We start from the raw sequence: 20519 nt of genomic DNA, 5'->3' as shown, positions 1-20519 counted from the left end.
CTCCCCACCCTATTTCTGGCCCTAGTTTACGCCCTATTCCCTGGAAATACAAGTCAGAGGGGTGAACTCCCCGTGTCATTTTAGCTGTTGTGCCCAGCGTTTCCGGCCTGCGGGGCCGTTTTCTGCTTCCTCCCACTCCTGTGCGGGGGCGTGTTGCCCCGTGCCCGGATGCTCTGTGATCGCAGCGCCTCATTCTCAAGTTCCCTTTCTTTGAGGGGGTCTGGTAAAAAAGCCCCGTCTGTTTGAGACAGACGGGGCTCTCTGATTTGAATACAGGCTATTATGGAAAATGCACTCATTTTGTTCCGGACAGCACATCCAGATTCTTGATGAAATACTCCACCCCGGAGTAGATGGTGGTCAGCACGATGACCGCCACGCACAGGGAGCTGATCTCCCGAGCCACGGGGGGGATGAGCATGAGCACGATGCACACCATGGTAGAGGCAGTCTTCACCTTCCCCGACCAGCCGGCGGCGATGACCCGCCCCTTGTCGGCGGCCACCATCCGCAGGCCGCTGACGGCAAACTCCCGGATGACTACAATGAGCACCGCCCAGGCCGGCATCTGGCCGATCTCCACGAACCACAGCATGGCAGCCACCACCAGGCACTTGTCCGCCAGGGGGTCCATGAACTTACCGAAGTCCGTCACCTGGTTGTAATGCCGGGCGATATAGCCGTCCAGGGTGTCGGTAAGGCTGGCTGCCACGAAGATGGCCAGGGCCCAGTAGCTGGCGCCGGGCACGTCCAGATAGAGCACCAGCAGGAACGCGGGGATCATGACCACCCGCAGCAGGGTCAGCTTGTTGGCGGTATTCATCCGTTACTATCTCCTTTATCCGTTTCCCCTTCGGGAAAATACTCTATGATGTCGCCCGGCTGGCAGTGGAGATATTCACACAGCGCCTCAATCGTCCGGGTGTCTATATGTCCCTCATTTTTACGCATTTTTCCCAGTGCAGACATGCCAATGATCTTGTCCTTTCGCAGATCATACTTCCGTAATCCCTGCTCCTTCAGCCGGATAGACAGTTTATCACAAACCAAAGGCATCGTCTACCCTCCCATGTCTTTTTCGGTAAAACACACCTCACGCCGTGTAAAATCGCATCATTCCTCGATCTCGCCCGTCAAGTCCCCGTCGGACATGCCGGTGATGCGCACGTTGACGAAGGTGCCCGCCGGGATCACTCCGGCGGCGGTGAAGAGCACCCTCCCGTCAATGTCCGGGGAGTCGGCGTAGGTCCGGCCCGTGTAGCACCCCTCCGCGCTGTCGAAGCCCTCGCACAGCACCTCCATCACGGTGCCCAGCCGCTCCTCATTGTACTCGTCCATGACCCGGGATTGGAGATCCACCACCAGTTCCACCCGCCGGGCGGCGGTGTCCGGGTCCACTTGGCCCTCCATGGCGGCGGCCAGGGTCCCCTCCTCAGGGGAGAACTGGAAGACGCCGGCCCGCTGGATGCGCTGCTCCCGCAGGAAGTGGCACAGCTCCTCAAACTCCGCCTCCCCCTCGCCGGGCAGTCCGCAGATCAGGGAGGTGCGCAGCACCACGTCAGGCATGGCCTTCCGCAGCTTGGCGAACAGCGCCTCGATCTCCGCCCTGGTGTTCCGGCGGCGCATAGCCTTCAGGATGGCGTCGTTGCAGTGCTGGATGGGGATATCCAGATAGTGGAGGATCTTGGGCTGGCGGGCGATGGTCTCGATCAGCTCGTCCGTCACCGCCTCGGGGTAGAGGTAGTGGAGCCTGATCCAGTGGAAGTCCAGCTCACACAGCCTGTCCAGCAGCTTGGCCAGGGTGGAGCCGTCCTTCCGGTCCAGCCCATACCGGGTGATGTCCTGAGCAACGACGATGAGCTCCTTCACGCCGGAGGCGGCCAACCCCCGGGCCTCCTCCACCAGGGCCTCCATAGAGCGGCTGCGGTAGCGCCCCCGGAGCTTGGGAATGATGCAGAAAGCGCAGCCGTTGCTGCACCCCTCCGCGATCTTCAAAAAGGCGGTGTAGGGCGGGGTGGTGACCATCCGCTCCCCGTCCTCATAGGTGCGGTGGATATCGCCAAAGTGCTCCGGCCGCTCCCCCTCCATCAGCTCCGCCACGGCGGAGGCCACATCGGTATAGCTGCCGGTGCCCAGCATCCCGTCCACCTCGGGCAGCTCCGTGCGGATCTCCTCACGGTAGCGCTGGGTCAGGCAACCCGCCACCAGCAGCTTCTTCAGCTTACCTGCCTTTTTCAGCTCCGCCAGCTCCAGGATGCTGTTGATGGCCTCGCTCTTGGCCGACTCGATGAAGCCGCAGGTGTTCAGCACTGCCACGTCGGCCCCCTCCGTTTCACCCGTGACGTCGTACCCCGCTCTCCGGCACAGGGCCATCATCTGCTCGGTGTTCACCAGATTTTTGGCGCAGCCCAAGGATACAAAGGCTACTTTGTATGGCATGATGTATCGCTCCAATATTTCTTAATTTTATATCAGAAATTCTGCCACCTTTTGGGCGGTAAGATGTCTCATTGTCTCTTTGGCCCCTTCGAGTGACATTATTCGGCCCGCCCATTGGATGCCTTATTTCCCCCGCCAGGAGGGATCGTCTGTAATTCCCAATAGGTAATCAGACGATACTTTGGTGCTGATTGCCTTGGTGAGACAGCCCGACTACATCTCCCAGCTGTTTTTGACTCAGGCCATCCTTTCGCCACATCTGAAAGATCCGTTCCCCAAATATTTTTGTGCCACACATAATATTCTCCTTGACATTTACCTTTGAGCAGGCCCATTTTCTGGCCTTTGCATGGCAGGAACAAACCGCTTTTCTGGCAGGGCTGCGGCTGGGCGTGCAAGTGATGACGGCCGCTCTGCCTATTCATCTGATTCTGCCTCAGCCCCGTAGCGGCGCAGGCCCTCGACGATGTCGGACCAGGAGTAGCCCCGGCGGGCCAGGGCATCAGAGGCCTTTTTCAGCTCCCGTGGATCATCGGGGAGCGTGCCCCTCCACTTTTTCCGCAGAAACTCCTCAATGGCGGCGGAGGGGTCCGCGGCCCCCTCCAGGGCCTCGTCCCACAGCTCCCGGGGAATCCCCCGGCGGTACAGTTCGTCCCGCAGCTTCCGCTCCCCGTATCCCTTCGCGGAGTAATAGCGGACCACCTGGGCGGCATAGGCGGCGTCGTTGAGGAAGCCCAGCTCCTCCATCCGGTCAGCGATGGCGGCTGCCTCCTCCTCCCCCGCCTCCCAGCTTCGGAGCTTCTGCTCCAGCTCCCGGCGGGACATGGGTTTGGAGGTCAGCAGGTTGAGGGCTTTCTGGCGCAGTCCGCTCCGGCGTGCCGCCTGGGTAAGGGCCTCGGCCTCCCCCTCCGACAGCTCCTTGCCGGCATAGAGGGCGAAGTCCACCACCTCGCCCTCCCCCAGCCGGAGGATGGAGCCGTCCTCCAGCACCGCCAGCCAGCGGCCCTCCACACGCCGGGAGGGCTTCAGATCCTGGATGACCACGGCTTACTGCCCGTCCGCCCCGTCCTCAAAGTCGTCGGCGGACACGTCCACCGCCCGGCCTGCGGCCCTGGCGGCGATCTGGGACTGTTTGCTCATCAGCTTGAAGGAGTTGGCCCGCACCTCGGCCTCGATGCGGTCGGCCAGCTCCGGGTTATTTTTCAGGTACTCCTTCACAGCATCCCGGCCCTGGCCCAGGCGGGTCTCCCCCATGGAGAACCATGAGCCGGACTTCTGAAGAATATCCAGCTTGACGGCCAGATCCACCAGCTCGCCCCACTTGGAGATGCCCTCGCCGTACATGATGTCGAACTCCGCCTCCCGGAAGGGGGGGGACACCTTGTTCTTCACGATCTTGGCCCGGGTGCGGTTGCCGATGACCTCGCCGCCGTTCTTCAGTGCCTCCACCCGGCGCACGTCGATGCGCACCGAGGCGTAGAACTTCAGCGCCCGGCCGCCGGTGGTCACCTCCGGATTGCCGTACATGACCCCTACCTTTTCCCGCAGCTGGTTGATGAAGATGACGATGCAGTTGGTCTTGGCGATGGAGCCGGCCAGCTTCCGCAGGGCCTGGCTCATCAGCCGGGCCAGCAGGCCTACATGGCTGTCCCCCATGTCCCCCTCGATCTCCGCCCGGGGCACCAGGGCGGCTACCGAGTCCACCACCACCACGTCGATGGCACCGGACCGGACCAGGGCCTCACAGATCTCCAGACCCTGCTCGCCGGTGTCTGGCTGGGAGATGAGCATGGAGTCGATGTCCACCCCCAGGGCGCGGGCATAGGAGGGGTCCAGGGCGTGCTCCGCGTCGATGAAGGCCACCTCGCCCCCGCGCTTCTGGGCCTCCGCCACGATGTGCAGGGCCAGGGTGGTCTTACCGGAGGACTCCGGCCCGTAGATCTCAATGATGCGCCCCTTGGGCACGCCGCCGATCCCCAGGGCGATGTCCAGGGACAGGGAGCCGGTGGGGATGGCGTCCACCACCACCCCTGCGTTCTCTCCCAGGCGCATGATGGAGCCCTTGCCATAGGCCCGCTCGATCTGGGCCATGGCGGTCTCCAGAGCCTTCTTCTTATCAGAGGCGGGGGAGGCAGACTCCACGCTCTTTTTCTTTTCAGCCATTCTGATCGATCCTTTCCATCCCCGGGGGCGGCGCAGCCGTCTCCGGGCCCACTTTTCTCTTAAGGTTCACAGCGCCTTGTCCTCTGCGGGCAGCAGATCCAGCGCCACCAGCTCAGGGGGATTGAACACCCGGGGCAGCAGGTTCCGGCAGAGCCCCCGGCTCACCACCAGGGTGGTGCTCCCCAGGGCGTAGAGCCCGCCGGCGTAGTCCGGGAAGGCCCCCTGGTGCGGGGCGAACAGGCCGTTGATCATCCCTGGCAGGCGGACCTGCCCGCCATGGGCATGGCCCGACACCACCAGATCGAATCCACTGTCCCGGTAACATTCCGTCCGCTCCGGCCGGTGGGAGAGCAGCACTGTGTACCGGCTGTCCCCCGTCAGCGCCTGGCAGGCCCGGAACTGCTCCAGCCACCCCGACTCGCCGGCAAAGGCGGAGGGGTCGTCCACCCCGCAGATCCGGAGTGTGCCCCCCGGCGTCGCCAACAGAGTGCCGCTGCCCTCCAGCACGGTGATCCCCCAGCTCCGGAAGCGCCTCTTCAGCGCCTCCAAACAGCCGGTGCGCACCTCATGGTTGCCCGACACATAGCAGCAGGGATATGCCCCACCCAGGGCGGACATCAGGGCATCCACCCCGGCGTCGCCCCGGGAGTCGTCTGCCATGTCCCCCGCCAGGAGGACGGCGTCGGGCGTCTGGGCCTGGATGGCGGAGAGCAGCCCCCGCTGCGCCCGTCCATAAAATGTGCTGTGCAGGTCGGTGAGCAGCAGCAGGCGCACTGGGGCGGAAAGCTTGTCCGTATGCAAGGCGTAGCGGCGCAGAGTCAGTCCCTGCCACAGGGCGGCCGTCAGGACCGCGGTCCCCGCCAGCGCCGCCCCGCCTATCATCCATTTCTTCGTCTTTCCATATGCCATTAACGGTTCACGGTCCCCTCTACCACCCGCCAGATCCCCTGGGTGTCTGCGGTGGTCTGTATGCCTTCAAAGCCGTTTCGGGCCAGGATGTCCTCCACGCTGGGGGCCTGTCCGATGCCCACCTCAAAGATCAGGCTACCCCCCAGCCGCAGGGCGCTTTTCCACTTCTGGGTCACGGCCCGGTAAAAATCCAGGCCGTCCGCCCCGCCGTCCAGGGCCATATGGGGCTCATAGTCCCGCACGGAGACATCCAGGCCCGGGATGTCTCCAGTGGGGATATAGGGTGGGTTGCAGGCGATGATGTCAAAGTCCCACAGGGCAGAGGCCGGGGGCTCCAGGGCGTTGACGCTGACACAGGTGACCCGGGCGTTCAGGCTGTTGCGGCGGACGTTCTGCTTGCACACCCGCAAGGCTCCTTCCGACAGCTCCCCCAGCACCACCCGGCAGGCGGGCACATTGGCGGCCACCGCCAGCCCCACGCAGCCGCTGCCGGCGCACAGGTCCAGCACCCGGCCTCCCTCGCCTGCCGATCTGGCACGGAGGATGGCCCGTTCGGCCAGCACCTCTGTGTCACTTCTGGGGATGAGCACGTCGCTGGAGATATCCAGAGGGAGGCNCCTCACGACGCTTAAGGTTGTGAAAAAGAGCAGGTCGGGCCCCCCCGCCCCCCCGCCGGGCGGCCCCGGCCCCCCCCCCCCCCCCCGCCGCTCCAGCTCCGCCGAAACATAGAGGGACATGTCCCGGTACAGCTGTTCCCGGCTCTTGTCAGAGGCATAGCACAGCAGTTCCCGGGCCTCCAGCTGGGCGGCGTCGATGCCTGCCTTTCTCAGCCGCGCCCGGGTGTCCAGGTATAGGTTGTTATAGGTCGTCGCCATTCAGCTCCCCCCATTTTTTCAATTAGGAATGAGGAATTATTTTGTCCAGCTCCGCCGCACACGGTCCGGTCCTGATTCCCCGCCACGCTCTCCAAGGCTCCCGCAGCAGGACCCCCCCCCTCCAGCTGGAAGGCTCCCCACAACAGCTAAAATTCCTAATTCAACCAAGCGCCTCCGGTGCCTTACCAAGCGTCCTCGCCCTGCTTCTCCGGCAGGACCAGCTCCAGCGCTTTGATGCCCACTTCCATCATGGAGTCGTCCGGCTCAAAGGTAGTGAAGTTCTGCAGCCACAGGCCCGGGGCCACCAGGATGCGGGTGATGGGGCCGTCGTGCCGTCCGGCCCAGCGGTTGAACTCGTAGCTGATGCCCACGATCAGGGGCAGCATGGCCAGATGGGCCAGGAAGCGCAGGATCGGGTTGTGCACCGGCCAGATGGCGAACACCACGGTGGACACCAAGATGGAGATGGCGATCACCATGAACAGGAAGCTGGTGCCGCATCGGGGATGGTGCCTGGGCTGCCTGCGCACGTTCTCCACCGTCAGGGGCAGGCCCGCCTCATAGCAGAAGATAGTCTTGTGTTCCGCCCCGTGGTACTGGAACACCCGGTGGATGTCTTTCATCCGGGAGCAGAGTACCAGATAGCCCACAAAAATCACGATCTTCAGCAGGCTCTCCGCCACGTTGCGCACCAGCATGGAGTCTGTGAACAGGGTCACGGCAGTGCCCAGCAGGGTGGGCAGGAGGAAAAACAAGCCGATGGACATGCCCACGCCCAAGATGACCGCAAGAGTCAGGAAAAAGGAGGCCGCCTTCTCGCTGCCCAGCCTGCTCTCCAGCCATACCTCGAACTTGGAGGGCTCCTCCTCTTCCGCCTCCCCGTCCTCGGGGAAAAATTCCGCGGAGTACATCAGCGCCTTGACGCCGCTGTACATAGAGCCGCCGAAGTTGACTACTCCCCGGATCAGGGGCCAGCCCAGCACCGGATAGCGGTCCCGGATGAATCTGAGCTCCCTCTCCTGGATCTCCAGTCCGCCGTCAGGGCGGCGGACCACTACGGACTCCTTTTTCGGGCCCCGCATCATGATGCCCTCGATGAGGGCCTGGCCGCCGCACATGGTCTTGAAGCCCTTGGAGCAGCTGCCCCGGGCACAGTTCTGCTGTGTTTCTTCTTGCTTTTCTTGCATGGATCTTGGTTCTCCTTTTCATTGAAGGACAGGCTCAGCACTATTCTACCAAATCAGGGCCGGAATAGCAAGGGGGAATAGAACTTATGTTTCAATCGGCAGCCGGATGGTCACCAGGCAGCCGCCGCCCTCCGCGTTTCCGATGTCCAGGGTGCCCTCGTGCCGGGTGATGATCTCCTCACACACCGCCAGACCAATGCCGGAACCCCGGGCTTTTGAGCTGCCCTTATAGAATTTGTACTTTACATGGGGGAGCTCCTCCGGCGGGATGCCGGGGCCGTAGTCCCGGATGCGGATGACGCCCTCTCCCCCCTCCTGGGCGATGGACACGTCGATACGCTTTCCGCTGCCGCCGTGCTTGGCCGCATTGTCCAGCAGATTGCAGAACACCTGACGCAGCCGCCCTGGGTCTCCGGAGATGGGGATCATCTCCTCCGGGCACTCGGTGTACTCCAGAGCGATGCCCTCCTTGCGGAAGAACTCCCTGTAGGTGTACACCGCGTCCTCCAGTTCCGCCTTCAGGTCCAGCGGCTCCACCGACAGGGTGAAGCGGCCGTCCTCAATGCGGGAGAACTCCAGCAGCTCCTCCACCATGTTGGTCAGCCGGTGGGCCTCCGACACGATGATGTCCATCCCTTTGCGCACGTCGCCCGGGTCCTTCAGCTCACCGCTCTGAATCGTCTCCGCCCAGCCGGTGATGGCAGTGAGAGGGGTGCGCAGCTCGTGGGAGACGGAAGAAATAAACTCCGATTGGGTCTTTTCCGACTGCTTAATCTTCAGAGACATGTCATTGATGGTGTCTGTGAGCTCTCCGATCTCGTCATCGAACTTCTTCTCGATCTGGATGCCGTAGCTGCCGTCCGCAATGAGGCGGGCCGTCTCGTTGATGCTGGCCAGCGGCTCCACGATGGAACGCACGAAATACAGGTTAGAGAAATACACCATAGTCAAAATGGCGATCCCGATCAGGGTGCATACACCGATGGACAGGAACAGCTGCCGGTCCACCGCCGCCATAGAGGTGACGAACCGGATCACGCCCACTGTGGTCCCCTGGTAGATGATCGGGGCGGACACGGCCATGATCCGCTCCCCTGTCTGGGGGTCCTGTCCCGTCCAAGGCTTCACATCGCCGCTCTCCATGGCGCCGGTGATGTCCGGCGTCCCCGGCATCGTGCCCGAGGTGGTCAGGCCGTAGCTGGTACACAGCAGCGAACCGTCTGTCTCGATGAACTGCACCTCCAACTTCTGCTTATCGGGAAATTTTGCTACATAGTCCTGGGCTGCCGTCCGGTACTCCCGCCGGGTGTAGACGCTGAAGCTCCGGGCCGTGTCAGAGGCCCGGGAGGAGAGGTTGTCCCGCATGGACCCCTCATAGTACGCCCACAGGGACAAGGTAAGCGTTCCCATGGCCAGCAGCAGGATCAGGGTCACCACGCCCATGCTGTTCACCAGCCAGCGCTTCCGGATGCCCCGGATCTTCACCCGGTCCTGGATCACTGTCTTCTTCGCCACCGTATCCCTCCTCTCCGTTCAGGGGCCTATCCCCGCTGTTTTCTTCGCTTTATCCGCCCCACTTGTACCCATATCCCCACACGGTGGTGATATAAACCGGGTTCGTGGCGTCGTCCTCTATCTTGATGCGGAGGCGGCGGATGTTCACATCCACGATCTTCAGCTCTCCAAAGTAGTCCCGCCCCCACACCGCGTCCAGGATCTCTTCCCGGGACAGTGCCTTGCCCGGGTTCTCCATGAACAGCTTCACGATGCCGTACTCCACCTGAGTCAGCTTCACCCGCTGTCCGTTTTTCTCCAGGGTCCGGTTGCGGGTATTCAGCCGGAAGGGGGGCTGGACCACCTCGTCATCTGCCTCCAGCTCCTCATCCCCTCCAGTGCGGCGGAACAGGGCATCCACCCGGGCGGTGAGCTCCGCCGGGGAGAAAGGCTTAGTCACATAGTCGTCCGCCCCGGTCATCAGGCCGGTCACCTTGTCCATCTCCTGGGTCCGGGCCGTCAGCATGATGATCCCGATCTTATTGTCCATGGCCCGGATGCGCCGGCACACCTCAAAGCCGTCGATATCGGGCAGCATGATGTCCAGCAGGGCCACCCTGATGCCAGGGTTCTGCTTCAGCTGGGCCAGGGCCTCCTCTCCGGTGCCCGCCTCCACAGTCTCGTAGCCCGCCCGCTTCAGGTTGATGACCACAAAGCTGCGGATATTCTCTTCGTCCTCCAACACCAGGATCTTTTTCATTTCCGTTCCTCCTGTGGATCGCTCCGGTCAGTCTCCGGCCCAGTTGCTCAGGATCAGGCGGAAGCTGTCCCGCACGCCGGCCTCATCCAATCCGCAGTTCCAGCCGCTCTCAAAAAATTCTGCCGCATAGATGGCGTCGCCGTCCTCCGCCAGAATAAAGCGCCCCTCCTTGGCGGCCTGACTGCTGCTGTTGATGCCGGTCAGCTTGTAGATGGCCAAAAACGGGGTGGGAGCCTTCTTCTGCCCGTTCCAGAGGGAGAAGATGACCGCACGTATGCCGCTGCTGTCGCTTCGGGAGATGGTGATCTGGTCCACCCACTCCTCTGGGATGATCAGATACCACTGATCGGACATATTGTGATAAGTGGTAAAGACTGGGGCCGCCCTCCCCCCCACGTCGTACTGGCTCCAGTCGATGAGCCAGAAGTCGCTGGACAAGTTCTCCCCGTAGGTGGGCAGCAGGTGGGGGCGGGGCATCTCCAGGATGGTGTCGCTGTTCACATCCATAGGGCGGATATCACCATAGCCCCGGATGGTCTCCACGCTCACGCCTGTCTCCTGGTTCATGGTCAGGTTGACCAGCGAGCCGTCCCGCATGGCCACGATGTCAGTGGCCTGTCCTCCGTCCGTCAGGGTGCTGGTGATATAGAGGGCGGGGATCACCCCGGTGAGGTAGTTGATCCGCACGCCGTTGGAGGCCAGGGCCGTGATGCCGGCGGAGAGCCGGGCGGTCCCCAGCCGATCCAGCATCCCATTCTGCCAGCCGTAGACCTCCACCGTGCTGTCCACGCCCGCCGGGTCCAGGCGGATCACCGCCAGCTCCGTCCGGGTATCCCGGTCGATGTCCAGCAGGCTGTATCCGCTGTATCCGGTCATCAGGAGCTGGGAGGCCACCGGAACGGTCTCATTGCTCTCCAGCTCGTCCAGGGAGTAGACGCCCAGCTGGTTGACGCCCTCGATGGTGCGCCAGCTGACCACCACTTCCTTTTTGCCGCTGCCGCTGAGCTCCACATAATCGATGGCGTTGATTCCGGTGCCGTCCCCCTCCACCACCGCGCTGATCTCATAGCGCTCGGTGTCTCCCTGGGTGGTGAGGAAATAGACCCGCAGGGAGCGCTCCGCCCCCGGGATGCGGAAGGAGATGACCGCAGTCTCCTGGGAGCCGTCGCCGTCCATATCCTGAAACTGGATCACAGAGGTGTTGTCGCCGGAGTAGATGACCGCAGTCTCCACCGTGGTCCCATACTCCATCTCCAGGCCGGCCTGGATCTCACTGCGCTTGCCGGTCAGGTCCTCATAGCCTGGAAAGCGCTCCGGAAGGGCGTACAGATCCTCTGTGGAGCGGAACAGGCAGCCGGTCAGCAGGACAGACAGCGCCGCCGTCAGCAGCGCCAGCCCGATATGTCTTCTCATGTGCCGTTCCCTCCTCTCGGCCGGCTCTGCCGGCTGGAAAATCACCCTTTTGTCATCATACCATAAATCTTTGCGCTTGGGTATTCTTTTTTCAAAATCTGAAAGAACTTTTCGGCCTGCGTCCCTGTGGCTCGATTTCTCGCTCAGGGGGACCCATGTCCCATCGGACCGCATCCCGGCACCGGGCCGGGAGGGGAGGACCACCCCGGAGGCCGGGCAGCCGCAAGTCAGAAGGGGCCGGCGGAGATCCCGCCGGCCCCTGTGCCTATTCTGTTCCCTCTTCTGCCTGCTCCGGGGCGGGCATTTTCTCCTCCAGCCGGCGGTGCACATCCCGCTTCAACAGGGTGTACAGCACCGACGCCGCCGGCACGCTGAGCAGCACGCCCAGCAGGCCGAACAGGCCGCCGCCCACCGTCACCGCAGCCAGCACCCAGATACCGGGCAGGCCGATGGAGGTGCCCACCACTCTGGGATAGATCACATTGCCCTCGATCTGCTGGAGGATGCCCAGGAATACCAGAAACGCCAATGCACGCCACGGGTCCACCATCAGCAGCAGAAAGGCGGGCAGAACCGCCCCGATATAAGCCCCCATCACCGGGATCAGGGCCGTGGTGCCCACGATCACCCCCACCAGGGCGGCGTAGTCGGACTGGATGAACAGCATCCCCAGGGCGCACAGCACCCCCAGGATGCAGGCCTCGGTGAGCTGGCCCGAGACAAAATTGGTGAAGGTGTCCGCGGAGAGCTGGACCACGCTCTGCACCCGGTCCGCCCAGGAGCCGGGCAGGTAGGCCCGCATCACCCGGCGGCACTGCGAGAGCAGCTTCTCCCGCCCGGAGAGCATGTAGACGGAGAACACGATGGCCAGCACCAGCGTCACCCCCATGGAGATGACCCCGCTGGTGATGACCAGCACATGGGAGGCCGCGTTGGTGGCTGTGTTCAGCACCCCCTCCAGCACCCGCCGCAGATATTCGTTCAGGCTGGAGAAATCCACGCCCTCCCGGTCGAACAGAGCGAACACCTCGTCCGCCAGGGCCTGGAGGTTGGCCATATAGCCGGACAGACTGCTGACGAACAGACGGATGCTGTCCGCCACCTGGGGGAGCACAAAGGAGAACAGGGCGGTGACCACCACCACCAGAGCCACATAGGCGGACAGCACTGCCAGCGGACGGCTGAAGCGGTCCAGCTTCCGCCCCGCCAGCCCCCCGTGGTACAGTTGGAAAAAGAAGGTGCAGGGCCGGTTGAGCACGAATGCGATGGCGAACCCGAGGAACAGGGGCTTCAGCGCCCCCAGGATCTGAGCCGCCACGGCCCATATCAGGTCGATCTTCACCAGTACCAGCACCAGCACCACCGAGTAGGTGATGATCAAAAGGATGCTTCTCAGCAGATTTTTGTTCAAAGGTGCCCCTCCCTGCGGAACAGGATCTGTTCCATGGCAAAGATCCCGCCTGTTTTTTTCCACTATATCATGCCCAGGCGCCCCCGTCAACATCCCAGTTGCCCCTCCCCCCAAAAAGGAGGAGGCCCACAGCCGCGCGTGTGATCGCGGCTGTGGGCTGTTTCCCAAACGGGATGCCTGTCCATTCGGGGATTCTGGTGGCTGGAGGATTCAGGCCGGAACAAGTGTGGGGAAGAAAGCAGGGAGGTGTGAGGAGAATCCCGGCCAGATAGTTTCCTCTAACCGCGTTTATATTAGCATATGCTAACCACGTTTGTCAATGGTTTTTTGAAAAAATTTTTATTTCCCCGTCGAGAGCGGGACAGGATATATTTCCGTGCCCTTCCCAGGGGACTCCGCCCCGGAGTCCGGAGCAAGAAGAGCATGCCCCGCCTATCCTGTGGATTTTTGCCGTACGGAAGGACGCCCCCTCATCCGTCACGGCCTGCGCCGTGACACCTTCCCCCCAATGGGAAGGCGTTGGGGAGCACGTAAAAACCGCCCCGGCCTGCGGCCGGGGCGGTCCCTGACGCCCGAGCCGGGCGGGGCTTCACTTTTCCGGGGAGCGGCCGCTTCAGCCGCCCAGCTTCCCGATAGCCGCCTTGGCGGCCATCTGCTCGGCCTCCTTTTTGCTGCGGCCCTGCCCGCTGCCCACCGGGGTGCCGTTCAGGTCCACCTCCACAAAAAAGCGCTTGTCGTGGTCCGGACCCTCCTCGCCCACCAGCTGGTAGGCCAGCACCTGCCCGCTCTCCCGCTGGACCAGCTCCTGGAGGGCGGTCTTATAGTCCCGGGGCTTGGTCAGGCCGGCCACCTCCCGGCTGAGGATGAATTTCTGTATGATCTTCCGGGCCGAGCCGATGCCGCCGTCCAGATAGACCGCAGCCAGCACCGCCTCTACGGCGTCTGCCTGGATGGAGGGCCGGTGGCGGCCGCCGCCGGCCTCCTCCCCCTTGCCCAGCTTCAGATACTCTCCCAGCCCCAGGGCCTGGGCCACCTCCACCAGGCTCTCCTCGCACACCAGGGCGGAGCGGGTGCGGGTCAGCTCCCCCTCCGGCAGGTCCGGGTGGTTCCGGTACAGGTGGTCTGCCACCACCATCCCCAGAATGGAGTCGCCCAGAAATTCCAGCCGTTCGTTGCTCTGCAGCTTTCCCCGGCTCTCGTTGGCGCAGGAGCTGTGGGTCAGCGCGTTTTCCAGCAGTTCCGGGCTCTGAAAGGTGTAGCCCAGCTTTTCCTCTAATGTGGTCATGTTCCTGTGTCTCCTCCCGGGGCGCGGGGCTGGCCCGCGCCGGTCTTGGTCCCGCTAAGGCAAAGCTCCGCCTCTCCGGCGGAGCTTTGAATCTTGTCTTTTGTGCCTTTAGTCGATCTTGCTCTGGATCAGGCGGACCAGGTCGCCCACGGTGGTGATGGAGGTAGCCTCCGCCTCCCCCAGCTCCTCAATGCCGAATTCCTCCTCCAGGGCCATGGAGAGATCCACGATGTCCACGGAATCCGCGTTCAGGTCGTCCTCAAAGGAGGTGTCCATGGTGATGGTGTCGGGGTCCACGTTGAACTGCTCGGCGATCAGTGCACTCAGCTTTTCAAAAATCATAACTAGCCTGCTCCTTTTGCTGTGCTCCAGCACTTTTTCTGTCCCTACTATATGCACAAACAGGGTGGCTGTCAATAGGGAGTTTCCATTTTTTCGAAAAACGTCATTCCTTTTCCGGCGCGTCCAGACGCATCAGGTCGATGTTGGCGGTGATGTTCTCGATCAGACCGGAGGAGACGGACTGGCTGGCCTGGCGGATGGCGTTCTGGAAGGCGTAGGCGTTGGAGGAGCCGTGGGCCTTGATGACGGTCTTGGAGATGCCCACCAGAGCGGTGCCGCCCACCTCGCTGGAATCCATCAGCTTCTTGAACCGCTTGAGCCCGCCGGAGACCATCACCGCCGCCAGCTTGGTCAGCAGGTTCTGCTTGAATATCTTCTTGATCTCCCGGGCCAGGAAGAGACCGGTGCCCTCCATGGTCTTGAGGAAGATATTTCCGGAGTAGCCGTCGGCCACGATGACGTCCACGCTGCCCTCCACGGCCTCCCGGGCCTCAATGTTGCCCACAAAGCGGATGCGGCCCTCCTGGTCAGCCTTCTGGAGCATGGGGTAGACGGTGCGCTGCAGCTCAGTGCCCTTGGAGGGCTCCACGCCGATGTTCAGCAGGCCCACCCGGGGCTCCGGGCGGCCCAGCACGTGCTCGGCGTAGTAGGAGCCCATATAGGCGAACTGCATCAGATACTCAGGGGGACACTCGGCGTTGGCGCCGCAGTCGATGAGCACCGCGCCGCCGTTCCCCGTGGGCACCACAGGGGCCAGGGCGGCCCGGCGGATGCCCCGGATGCGCTTGACCAGCAGGGTGGCGGCGGCCAGCAGGGCGCCGGTGGAGCCGGCGGAGACAAAGGCGTCCCCGCTGCCGTCCTTGAGCAGGTTGAGCCCCACTGTCAGGGAGGAGTCCTTCTTCTCCCGGAAGGCGGTGGCCGGGTTGTCGCACATCTCCACCACCTCGCTGGCGTGGGCGATCTCCACGCCGGCGGGCAGCTCCTGGATGCCGTTTTCCTCCAGCACCTTCAGGATGGCCTCCCCCCGCCCCACCAGGATGATATCCACACCATACTCCCGGTTGGCCTGGACGGCCCCCATCACCGGAGCCTGGGGCGCGTTGTCTCCTCCCATGGCGTCCACTATGATCTTCATTCCATTAACCTTCTTTCTCTTGCTGTACCAGCGGCCTGGGCTCGTCGGTCAGCCCCAGCAGATAGTCCGCCGAGACGTTGTAATGCCGACAAATCAGAGCCAGCTTTTCCAATGTGGTGGTCTTTCGCCCGTTCTCCATTTCCATGATCTGATTGGGCTTCACGCCCAAAACTGCCGCCAAATCTGCCTGTCTCTCCCCAGACAGATTTCTCAATTTTTTCAAGCGGAGCCCATATAGATCTTTATGAAACATATTTCCCCCTTGACAACCACACTAAAAGAATATATATTGAATACATCCTTTTAGTGTGGTGATGTTGCAATGGAAGTCCAGCTCCAAGAACTCTATTTTTCCGAGGTAGACTCTGGGCGGCTGATGTATGAGGACGACCCAGAGTATGAGCGCCGCCGTCAGGCCCTCTCCAGCTGTCTGGACCGCCTGGAGGTCATCCGTGACCCAGAGGCCCGAGACCTTCTCTGGGACGCCGTCCTACGTTTCACTGACCAGAGCGATTTGGTCTCCTTCGCCCACGGCCTCCGTCTGGGACTTCGGCTGGCCCTAGGGGACGGAAAGGTCTGAACCGGCCTCTTCCTCAGCTCCGGTCCCGTCCCGAGGTCTCAAGCGGTCCCGTCAGGAGAGCTCCAGCTCCCCCAGCGCCTCCAGCGCCCGCTTGGACAGCTCGGCGTTCTTGTTGCGCTTGCCCTTGACCCGGTAGCCCAGGGGCGGGATCAGGCCGAAATTCACATTCATCGGTTGAAAGTTTACCACACTCTGGTCGCTGATGTAAAGGGCCATTGCGCCCATGGCGGTCTCCCGGGGGAAATTGATGGGCTCCTTCCCCTCCAGCCGCCGGGCCAGCTCCATAGCCGCCAGCGCGCCGGAGGCGGTGGACTCCACATATCCCTCCACGCCGGTGATCTGTCCCGCGAACATGATCCGCTCCTGCCCCCGCACCCGGTAGTACCGGTCCAGCAGGCGGGGGGAGTCCAGATAGGTGTTCCGGTGCATCACCCCATAGCGGACGAACTCCGCCCGCTCCAGCCCGGGGATCATGGAGAACACCCGCTTCTGCTCCGGCCATTTCAGGTGGGTCTGGAAGCCCACGATATTATAGATGGAGCCCTGAGCGTTGTCCCGGCGGAGCTGGACCACCGCAAAGGGCTCCCGCCCCGTCCTGGGGTCCTTCAGGCCCACCGGCTTCAGCGGGCCGTAACACAGGGTGTCCCGCCCCCGGCGGGCCATTACCTCCACAGGCATGCACCCCTCAAAGACGCCGGAGTCCTCAAAGCCGTGGACCTCCGCCTCCTGGGCGGTGGTGAGGGCCTCCCAGAAGGCCTGGTACTCCTCCTCCTCCATGGGACAGTTGATGTAATCCGGTGTCCCCCGGTCGTACCGGGAGGCAAACCAGGCCCGCTCCATATTCACGCTCTCAAAGGTGACCAGGGGGGCCGCCGCGTCGAAGAAATTCAGGTAGCGGCTGTCCGGGAACAGGCGGGAGATCTCCTCCGTCAGGGCGTCGGAGGCCAGCGGGCCGGCGGCGANCCCTCCCCCCCCCTCCCCCACGGGGACGGCGGGGTGGGAGCGGATGGCCTGGGTCACTGCCTGTGAGAAGGCGCGGCGGTCCACCGCCAGGGCGCCCCCCGCCTCCACCCGGTGGGCATCCGCACAGGACATGATGAGAGAGCCGCAGCGGCGCAGCTCCTCCTTCAGCAGTCCCACCGCGTTCTCCAGCTGGTCGGAGCGCAGGGAGTTGGAGCACACCAGCTCCGCAAACTCCGGGCTGTGGTGGGCGGGGGTCATCTTCTCCGGCTTCATCTCGTGCAGCTCCACCGGGATGCCCCGCTGGGCCAGCTGCCAGGCCGCCTCGCAGCCCGCCAGACCGGCGCCGATGATCTTCACTGGTTCCATAGCTCTCCTCCTCGAGATCCGCCCGCCCTGCCAGAGGGCGGCGATGAAGTGTTTTGGGGGTTCCGCCCTGCGGCCAGAGGCGGGCGGAGGACCGCCCTCTCATCCGTCGCGGCATACGCCGCGACACCTTCCCCCCAGGAGGGGGAAGGCTTTTGGGGGGATGCGGCATCCGTCGGGCACCTCTTTCCCGAGGGGAAAGGCTTTGGGCAGCGGTGTGCCGGGCCGCTGCGCCCTATACGCAGTACCGTTATGTTTCCTCGTCCGTGCGCCCAACCAGAAAGTCGATGGTCACCCCGTAAAAATCCGCCAATGTCACCAATGCGGCAATATTGGGCTCATTGTTCTCGCTCTCGTAGAACTGATATCCACGGATGCTGATCCCCAGCAGCTCCGCAAGGTCTTTCTGCGGAATCTTCCGTTCTTTTCTCAAAAATTTTAATCGTTCTCCATACATCTCTTTACTTCCTCTTGACACGAATAATCTATACGTGTTATAACATGTATAAATTATTCGTGTTTGGAGTTGATCACAATGACCGATCTTATGGAAGCTCTCTTTGAGTACATCAACAAAGTTACCCTTCAAAATTACCTGGCTGTGGACTCCGATTACCGGATCAGCAGCACCCGGCGGGATACCTGGTCCCTGGAGATCCTCGATCATCTGGATGAAGAGGGGCGCACCCTGTTCGACCGCTATGAAAAGGCCGCCTTTCAGGAGAACTCCTGCCTGCTGGAGGCCATGTTCCTGGCCACCGTGGACCTGTGCCGGGAGCTGAACGGAAGGCTGACCGCCTGAGCGTTCAGCCCCCGCCGGTCATCCCTCCTCCGTCTTCTTGGCGGCGGTCTTTTTCCCGGCGGTCTTCTTAGCCGTGGGCTTTTTCGCCGCGGATGCCTTTTTTGAGGCCGCGGCTTTGGCGGCAGGCTTCTTGGCCGCCGCCTTCGCGGTGGTCTTTTTGGCGGCCGGAGCCTTCTTCTCGGCGGTCTTGCCCTCCTCCGCCGCCTCCTGGGCAGGGGCCTCCTCCCCGCTCTCCTCCGTCTTTTTCCGCCAGCCGCCCCGCTTCTCCTCCGGGGTGAAGTTGGAGCATGCCTCGTTGATGCAGAAGGGCTTTTTCGCCCCCCGGCCCGCCTTCTTGAACATGGTCCAGCCGCAGACGGGACAGTTGTCCTTCACCGGGACGTCCCAGGTCATGAAGTCGCATCGCTTGGACTCGTCCTTGCTGTTGAGGTGCTCACAGCAGTAATAGGTGTACTGCTTGTTGGTCTTTTTGCTCTTGCCCGTGCGCTTGAACAGACGCCCTCCGCACTTGGGGCACTTGCCCGGCATCTCCACCACCAGCGGCATGGTGAAGTCGCACTCCGGCCAGCCGGGACAGGCCAGGAAGCGGCCGAACCGGCCGGACTTGATGACCAGGTTCCGCCCGCACTGGGGACAGATCTCCTCCGAAACCTCGTCTGGCACCTTGATGCGCTCCCCGTCCAGGTCCTGCTCCGCCTGGTGGAGCTCTGCCTCAAAGCCGCCGTAGAAGTCAGAGAGCACCTTCTTCCAGTTGGCCTCTCCCTCCTCCACCTTGTCCAGCCGCTCCTCCATCTGGGCGGTGAAGGCGTAGTCCACGATATCGTTGAATTTGTCCTTCATCAGGCCGGTGACCACCTCGCCCAGAGGGGTGGTGCGGAGGTACTTCCCCTCCTTCACCACGTACTCCCGGTTCAGGATGGTGGAGATGGTGGGGGCGTAGGTGGAGGGGCGTCCGATCCCCTTCTCTTCCAGAGCCTTGATGAGGGTGGCCTCGGTGTACCGGGTGGGGGGCTGGGTGAAGTGCTGGTCCTGCTTCAGCCCCTTCCGGTCCAGCGGCTCCCCCTCCCGCAGGTCGGGGAGGGGGGACTGGGGTGCCTCGTCGTCCTCGTCCCGGCCCTCCTCATACACGGCGGTAAAGCCGGAGAATTTCAGCTCCGAGTGGCTGGCCCGGAAGGTGTAGCCGGCGGACTGGGCCTCGATGGATACGCTGTCATAGACCGCGCTTGCCATCTGGCAGGCCAGGAACCGGCCCCAGATCAGCCGGTAGAGGCGGTACTGCTCCGAGGTCAGGTCCTTCTTCACGTCCTCCGGGGTGAGGGTCACGTCGGAGGGACGGATGGCCTCGTGGGCGTCCTGGGCATTGCCCTTGGTCTTGTAGCGTCGGGCCTGGGCGGGGTAGTACTCCTTGCCGTAGCGGCTCTCGATAAAGCCCTTGGCGGCGGCGATGGCCTCCTCGGACAGGCGCAGAGAGTCAGTACGCATATAGGTGATCAGGCCCACAGTGCCCTCCCCGGTGATGTCCACGCCCTCATAGAGCTGCTGGGCGATGGACATGGTGCGGGCGGGGGTCATGTTCAGCTTGCGGCTGGCCTCCTGCTGGAGGGTGGAGGTCGTGAAGGGGGGCGCCGGATTGCGCAGCTTGTCCTGCCGCTTCACCCTGGTCACGGAGAAGGGGGCGGCGGACACCGCCCGGACCACCTCCTCCGCCTCCTCCCGGCTGCGGAGCTCCATCTTCTTCTCCCGGCCGTAGAACTGGGCCTTGAAGCCCCCCAGATTGGGGCGCACCCGCTCCAGCTCCGCCTCGATGGTCCAGTACTCCTGGGGGACAAAGACCCGGATCTCCTCCTCCCGCTCCGCCACCAGCCGGGTGGCCACCGACTGGACCCGCCCGGCGGACAGGCCCCGCCGGATCTTCCGCCACAGCAGGGGGGAGAGTTCATAGCCCACGATGCGGTCCAGGATGCGCCGTGCCTGCTGGGCGTCCACCAGGTTCTGGTCGATGGCCCGGGGGGCGGCAATAGAGTCGTTGACCACCTTCTTGGTAATCTCGTTGAAGGTGACCCGATAGGTCTTGTCGTCCGGGATATCCAGCAGCTCCTTCAGATGCCAGGAGATGGCCTCCCCCTCCCGGTCCGGGTCGGTGGCCAGATAGACCCGGCCGCTCTTCTTGGCTGCCTTCTTCAGGTCGCTGATCACGTCCTCTTTGCCCTTGATGGGCTGGTACTGGGGGACAAAGCCTCCCTCGATGTCCACGCCGATCTTGCTCTTAGGCAGGTCCCGGACGTGGCCCATGGACGCCTTCACCTCATAGCCCGGCCCCAGGTACTTCCCAATGGTCTTGGCCTTGGACGGAGACTCTACGATCACCAAATCGGTCTTTGCTGCCATCAAATAACCT

The 20519-nt window shown here is 62.9% G+C and carries 21 protein-coding genes; 2 read left to right on the top strand and 19 right to left on the bottom strand.

The genetic code is table 11. The annotated features are described in order from the left end of the window. Window positions 1-295: 295 nt before the first annotated feature. The 16 genes from pgsA to BN1969_RS08545 form a co-directional block, all read right to left on the bottom strand. Window positions 296-823, bottom strand: a complete 528-nt coding sequence (gene pgsA, locus BN1969_RS08620; protein ID WP_050623934.1) for a CDP-diacylglycerol--glycerol-3-phosphate 3-phosphatidyltransferase — start codon at window positions 821-823, stop codon at window positions 296-298. Next, window positions 820-1056, bottom strand: a complete 237-nt coding sequence (locus BN1969_RS08615; RefSeq protein ID WP_050623933.1) for a helix-turn-helix domain-containing protein — start codon at window positions 1054-1056, stop codon at window positions 820-822. Before BN1969_RS08615 ends, pgsA begins: the two co-directional genes overlap by 4 nt. Window positions 1057-1113: 57 nt before the next feature. Then, on the bottom strand, window positions 1114-2439 hold the full coding sequence (rimO, locus tag BN1969_RS08610; RefSeq protein WP_050623932.1) for a 30S ribosomal protein S12 methylthiotransferase RimO: 1326 nt from the start codon (window positions 2437-2439) through the stop codon (window positions 1114-1116). A gap of 417 nt (window positions 2440-2856) precedes the next feature. Continuing rightward, window positions 2857-3483: a regulatory protein RecX gene (locus BN1969_RS08605; protein WP_050623931.1), complete on the bottom strand. Its 627-nt coding sequence runs from the start codon at window positions 3481-3483 to the stop codon at window positions 2857-2859. A 3-nt stretch (window positions 3484-3486) separates the two neighbouring features. After that, window positions 3487-4602 carry a recombinase RecA gene (gene recA, locus BN1969_RS08600; RefSeq protein WP_050623930.1) on the bottom strand — a complete coding sequence of 372 codons (1116 nt, stop codon included), beginning with the start codon at window positions 4600-4602 and terminating at the stop codon, window positions 3487-3489. 66 nt (window positions 4603-4668) lie between these two features. Further along, window positions 4669-5511, bottom strand: coding sequence for a metallophosphoesterase (locus BN1969_RS18880; protein ID WP_272867225.1), 843 nt, complete (start codon window positions 5509-5511; stop codon window positions 4669-4671). Continuing rightward, window positions 5511-6386 carry a N5-glutamine methyltransferase family protein gene (locus BN1969_RS08590; protein WP_050623929.1) on the bottom strand — a complete coding sequence of 292 codons (876 nt, stop codon included), beginning with the start codon at window positions 6384-6386 and terminating at the stop codon, window positions 5511-5513. The genes BN1969_RS18880 and BN1969_RS08590 overlap by 1 nt, the downstream gene beginning before the upstream one ends. 182 nt (window positions 6387-6568) lie before the next feature. Further along, window positions 6569-7573, bottom strand: coding sequence for a DUF1385 domain-containing protein (locus BN1969_RS08585; protein ID WP_242850307.1), 1005 nt, complete (start codon window positions 7571-7573; stop codon window positions 6569-6571). Window positions 7574-7657: 84 nt separating this feature from the next. Continuing rightward, on the bottom strand, window positions 7658-9088 hold the full coding sequence (locus BN1969_RS08580) for a sensor histidine kinase (protein WP_050623928.1): 1431 nt from the start codon (window positions 9086-9088) through the stop codon (window positions 7658-7660). A 49-nt stretch (window positions 9089-9137) separates the two neighbouring features. Further along, window positions 9138-9827, bottom strand: a complete 690-nt coding sequence (locus BN1969_RS08575) for a response regulator transcription factor (RefSeq protein ID WP_050623927.1) — start codon at window positions 9825-9827, stop codon at window positions 9138-9140. 27 nt (window positions 9828-9854) lie between these two features. Continuing rightward, a complete protein-coding gene (locus tag BN1969_RS08570; protein ID WP_050623926.1) occupies window positions 9855-11240 on the bottom strand; it encodes a hypothetical protein in 1386 nt (461 codons plus the stop codon). A gap of 265 nt (window positions 11241-11505) precedes the next feature. Then, window positions 11506-12651 carry an AI-2E family transporter gene (locus BN1969_RS08565; protein ID WP_077138733.1) on the bottom strand — a complete coding sequence of 382 codons (1146 nt, stop codon included), beginning with the start codon at window positions 12649-12651 and terminating at the stop codon, window positions 11506-11508. Window positions 12652-13264: 613 nt separating this feature from the next. Beyond that, window positions 13265-13936: a ribonuclease III gene (gene rnc, locus BN1969_RS08560; RefSeq protein WP_050623925.1), complete on the bottom strand. Its 672-nt coding sequence runs from the start codon at window positions 13934-13936 to the stop codon at window positions 13265-13267. A gap of 108 nt (window positions 13937-14044) precedes the next feature. Next, window positions 14045-14278 carry an acyl carrier protein gene (gene acpP / locus BN1969_RS08555; protein WP_050623924.1) on the bottom strand — a complete coding sequence of 78 codons (234 nt, stop codon included), beginning with the start codon at window positions 14276-14278 and terminating at the stop codon, window positions 14045-14047. 103 nt (window positions 14279-14381) lie between these two features. After that, window positions 14382-15413, bottom strand: coding sequence for a phosphate acyltransferase PlsX (gene plsX / locus BN1969_RS08550; RefSeq protein ID WP_050623923.1), 1032 nt, complete (start codon window positions 15411-15413; stop codon window positions 14382-14384). A 4-nt stretch (window positions 15414-15417) separates the two neighbouring features. Further along, window positions 15418-15666 (bottom strand): helix-turn-helix domain-containing protein, encoded by a 249-nt coding sequence (locus BN1969_RS08545; RefSeq protein ID WP_050623922.1) that lies wholly within the window; start codon window positions 15664-15666, stop codon window positions 15418-15420. A gap of 69 nt (window positions 15667-15735) precedes the next feature. On the opposite strand from BN1969_RS08545, the gene BN1969_RS08540 reads away from it, so the two are divergent. Continuing rightward, window positions 15736-15993: a hypothetical protein gene (locus tag BN1969_RS08540; RefSeq protein WP_050623921.1), complete on the top strand. Its 258-nt coding sequence runs from the start codon at window positions 15736-15738 to the stop codon at window positions 15991-15993. A 51-nt stretch (window positions 15994-16044) separates the two neighbouring features. On the opposite strand, the gene trmFO is transcribed toward BN1969_RS08540, so the two are convergent. Together trmFO and BN1969_RS08530 are read right to left on the bottom strand one after the other, a co-directional pair. Then, window positions 16045-17322 carry a methylenetetrahydrofolate--tRNA-(uracil(54)-C(5))-methyltransferase (FADH(2)-oxidizing) TrmFO gene (gene trmFO / locus BN1969_RS08535; RefSeq protein ID WP_050623920.1) on the bottom strand — a complete coding sequence of 426 codons (1278 nt, stop codon included), beginning with the start codon at window positions 17320-17322 and terminating at the stop codon, window positions 16045-16047. A gap of 247 nt (window positions 17323-17569) precedes the next feature. After that, a complete protein-coding gene (locus BN1969_RS08530; RefSeq protein WP_050623919.1) occupies window positions 17570-17776 on the bottom strand; it encodes a helix-turn-helix domain-containing protein in 207 nt (68 codons plus the stop codon). Window positions 17777-17854: 78 nt separating this feature from the next. Between BN1969_RS08530 and BN1969_RS08525 the strand changes: the two genes are divergently transcribed. Beyond that, window positions 17855-18121 (top strand): hypothetical protein, encoded by a 267-nt coding sequence (locus tag BN1969_RS08525; RefSeq protein ID WP_050623918.1) that lies wholly within the window; start codon window positions 17855-17857, stop codon window positions 18119-18121. Window positions 18122-18139: 18 nt separating this feature from the next. Here the strand turns inward: BN1969_RS08525 and topA are convergent, their stop codons facing one another. Then, window positions 18140-20509, bottom strand: coding sequence for a type I DNA topoisomerase (topA, locus tag BN1969_RS08520; protein WP_050623917.1), 2370 nt, complete (start codon window positions 20507-20509; stop codon window positions 18140-18142). Window positions 20510-20519 lie beyond the last annotated feature (10 nt).

It is taken from the genome of Clostridium phoceensis, assembly GCF_001244495.1.
Lineage (GTDB): Bacteria > Bacillota > Clostridia > Oscillospirales > Oscillospiraceae > Lawsonibacter > Lawsonibacter asaccharolyticus.
This window is presented reverse-complemented; position numbering and strand designations above follow the sequence as displayed.

Coding starts and splice junctions, on each gene's coding strand:
- BN1969_RS08575 (WP_050623927.1), bottom strand. CDS start 9,827: ATGAAAAAGATCCTGGTGTTGGAGGACGAAGAGAATATCCGCAGCTTT.
- topA (WP_050623917.1), bottom strand. CDS start 20,509: ATGGCAGCAAAGACCGATTTGGTGATCGTAGAGTCTCCGTCCAAGGCC.
- rnc (WP_050623925.1), bottom strand. CDS start 13,936: ATGACCACATTAGAGGAAAAGCTGGGCTACACCTTTCAGAGCCCGGAA.
- BN1969_RS08615 (WP_050623933.1), bottom strand. CDS start 1,056: ATGCCTTTGGTTTGTGATAAACTGTCTATCCGGCTGAAGGAGCAGGGA.
- BN1969_RS08540 (WP_050623921.1), top strand. CDS start 15,736: ATGGAAGTCCAGCTCCAAGAACTCTATTTTTCCGAGGTAGACTCTGGG.
- BN1969_RS08545 (WP_050623922.1), bottom strand. CDS start 15,666: ATGTTTCATAAAGATCTATATGGGCTCCGCTTGAAAAAATTGAGAAAT.
- BN1969_RS08570 (WP_050623926.1), bottom strand. CDS start 11,240: ATGAGAAGACATATCGGGCTGGCGCTGCTGACGGCGGCGCTGTCTGTC.
- rimO (WP_050623932.1), bottom strand. CDS start 2,439: ATGCCATACAAAGTAGCCTTTGTATCCTTGGGCTGCGCCAAAAATCTG.
- acpP (WP_050623924.1), bottom strand. CDS start 14,278: ATGATTTTTGAAAAGCTGAGTGCACTGATCGCCGAGCAGTTCAACGTG.
- BN1969_RS08530 (WP_050623919.1), bottom strand. CDS start 17,776: ATGTATGGAGAACGATTAAAATTTTTGAGAAAAGAACGGAAGATTCCG.
- BN1969_RS08525 (WP_050623918.1), top strand. CDS start 17,855: ATGACCGATCTTATGGAAGCTCTCTTTGAGTACATCAACAAAGTTACC.
- BN1969_RS18880 (WP_272867225.1), bottom strand. CDS start 5,511: ATGGCATATGGAAAGACGAAGAAATGGATGATAGGCGGGGCGGCGCTG.
- pgsA (WP_050623934.1), bottom strand. CDS start 823: ATGAATACCGCCAACAAGCTGACCCTGCTGCGGGTGGTCATGATCCCC.
- BN1969_RS08585 (WP_242850307.1), bottom strand. CDS start 7,573: ATGCAAGAAAAGCAAGAAGAAACACAGCAGAACTGTGCCCGGGGCAGC.
- recA (WP_050623930.1), bottom strand. CDS start 4,602: ATGGCTGAAAAGAAAAAGAGCGTGGAGTCTGCCTCCCCCGCCTCTGAT.
- plsX (WP_050623923.1), bottom strand. CDS start 15,413: ATGAAGATCATAGTGGACGCCATGGGAGGAGACAACGCGCCCCAGGCT.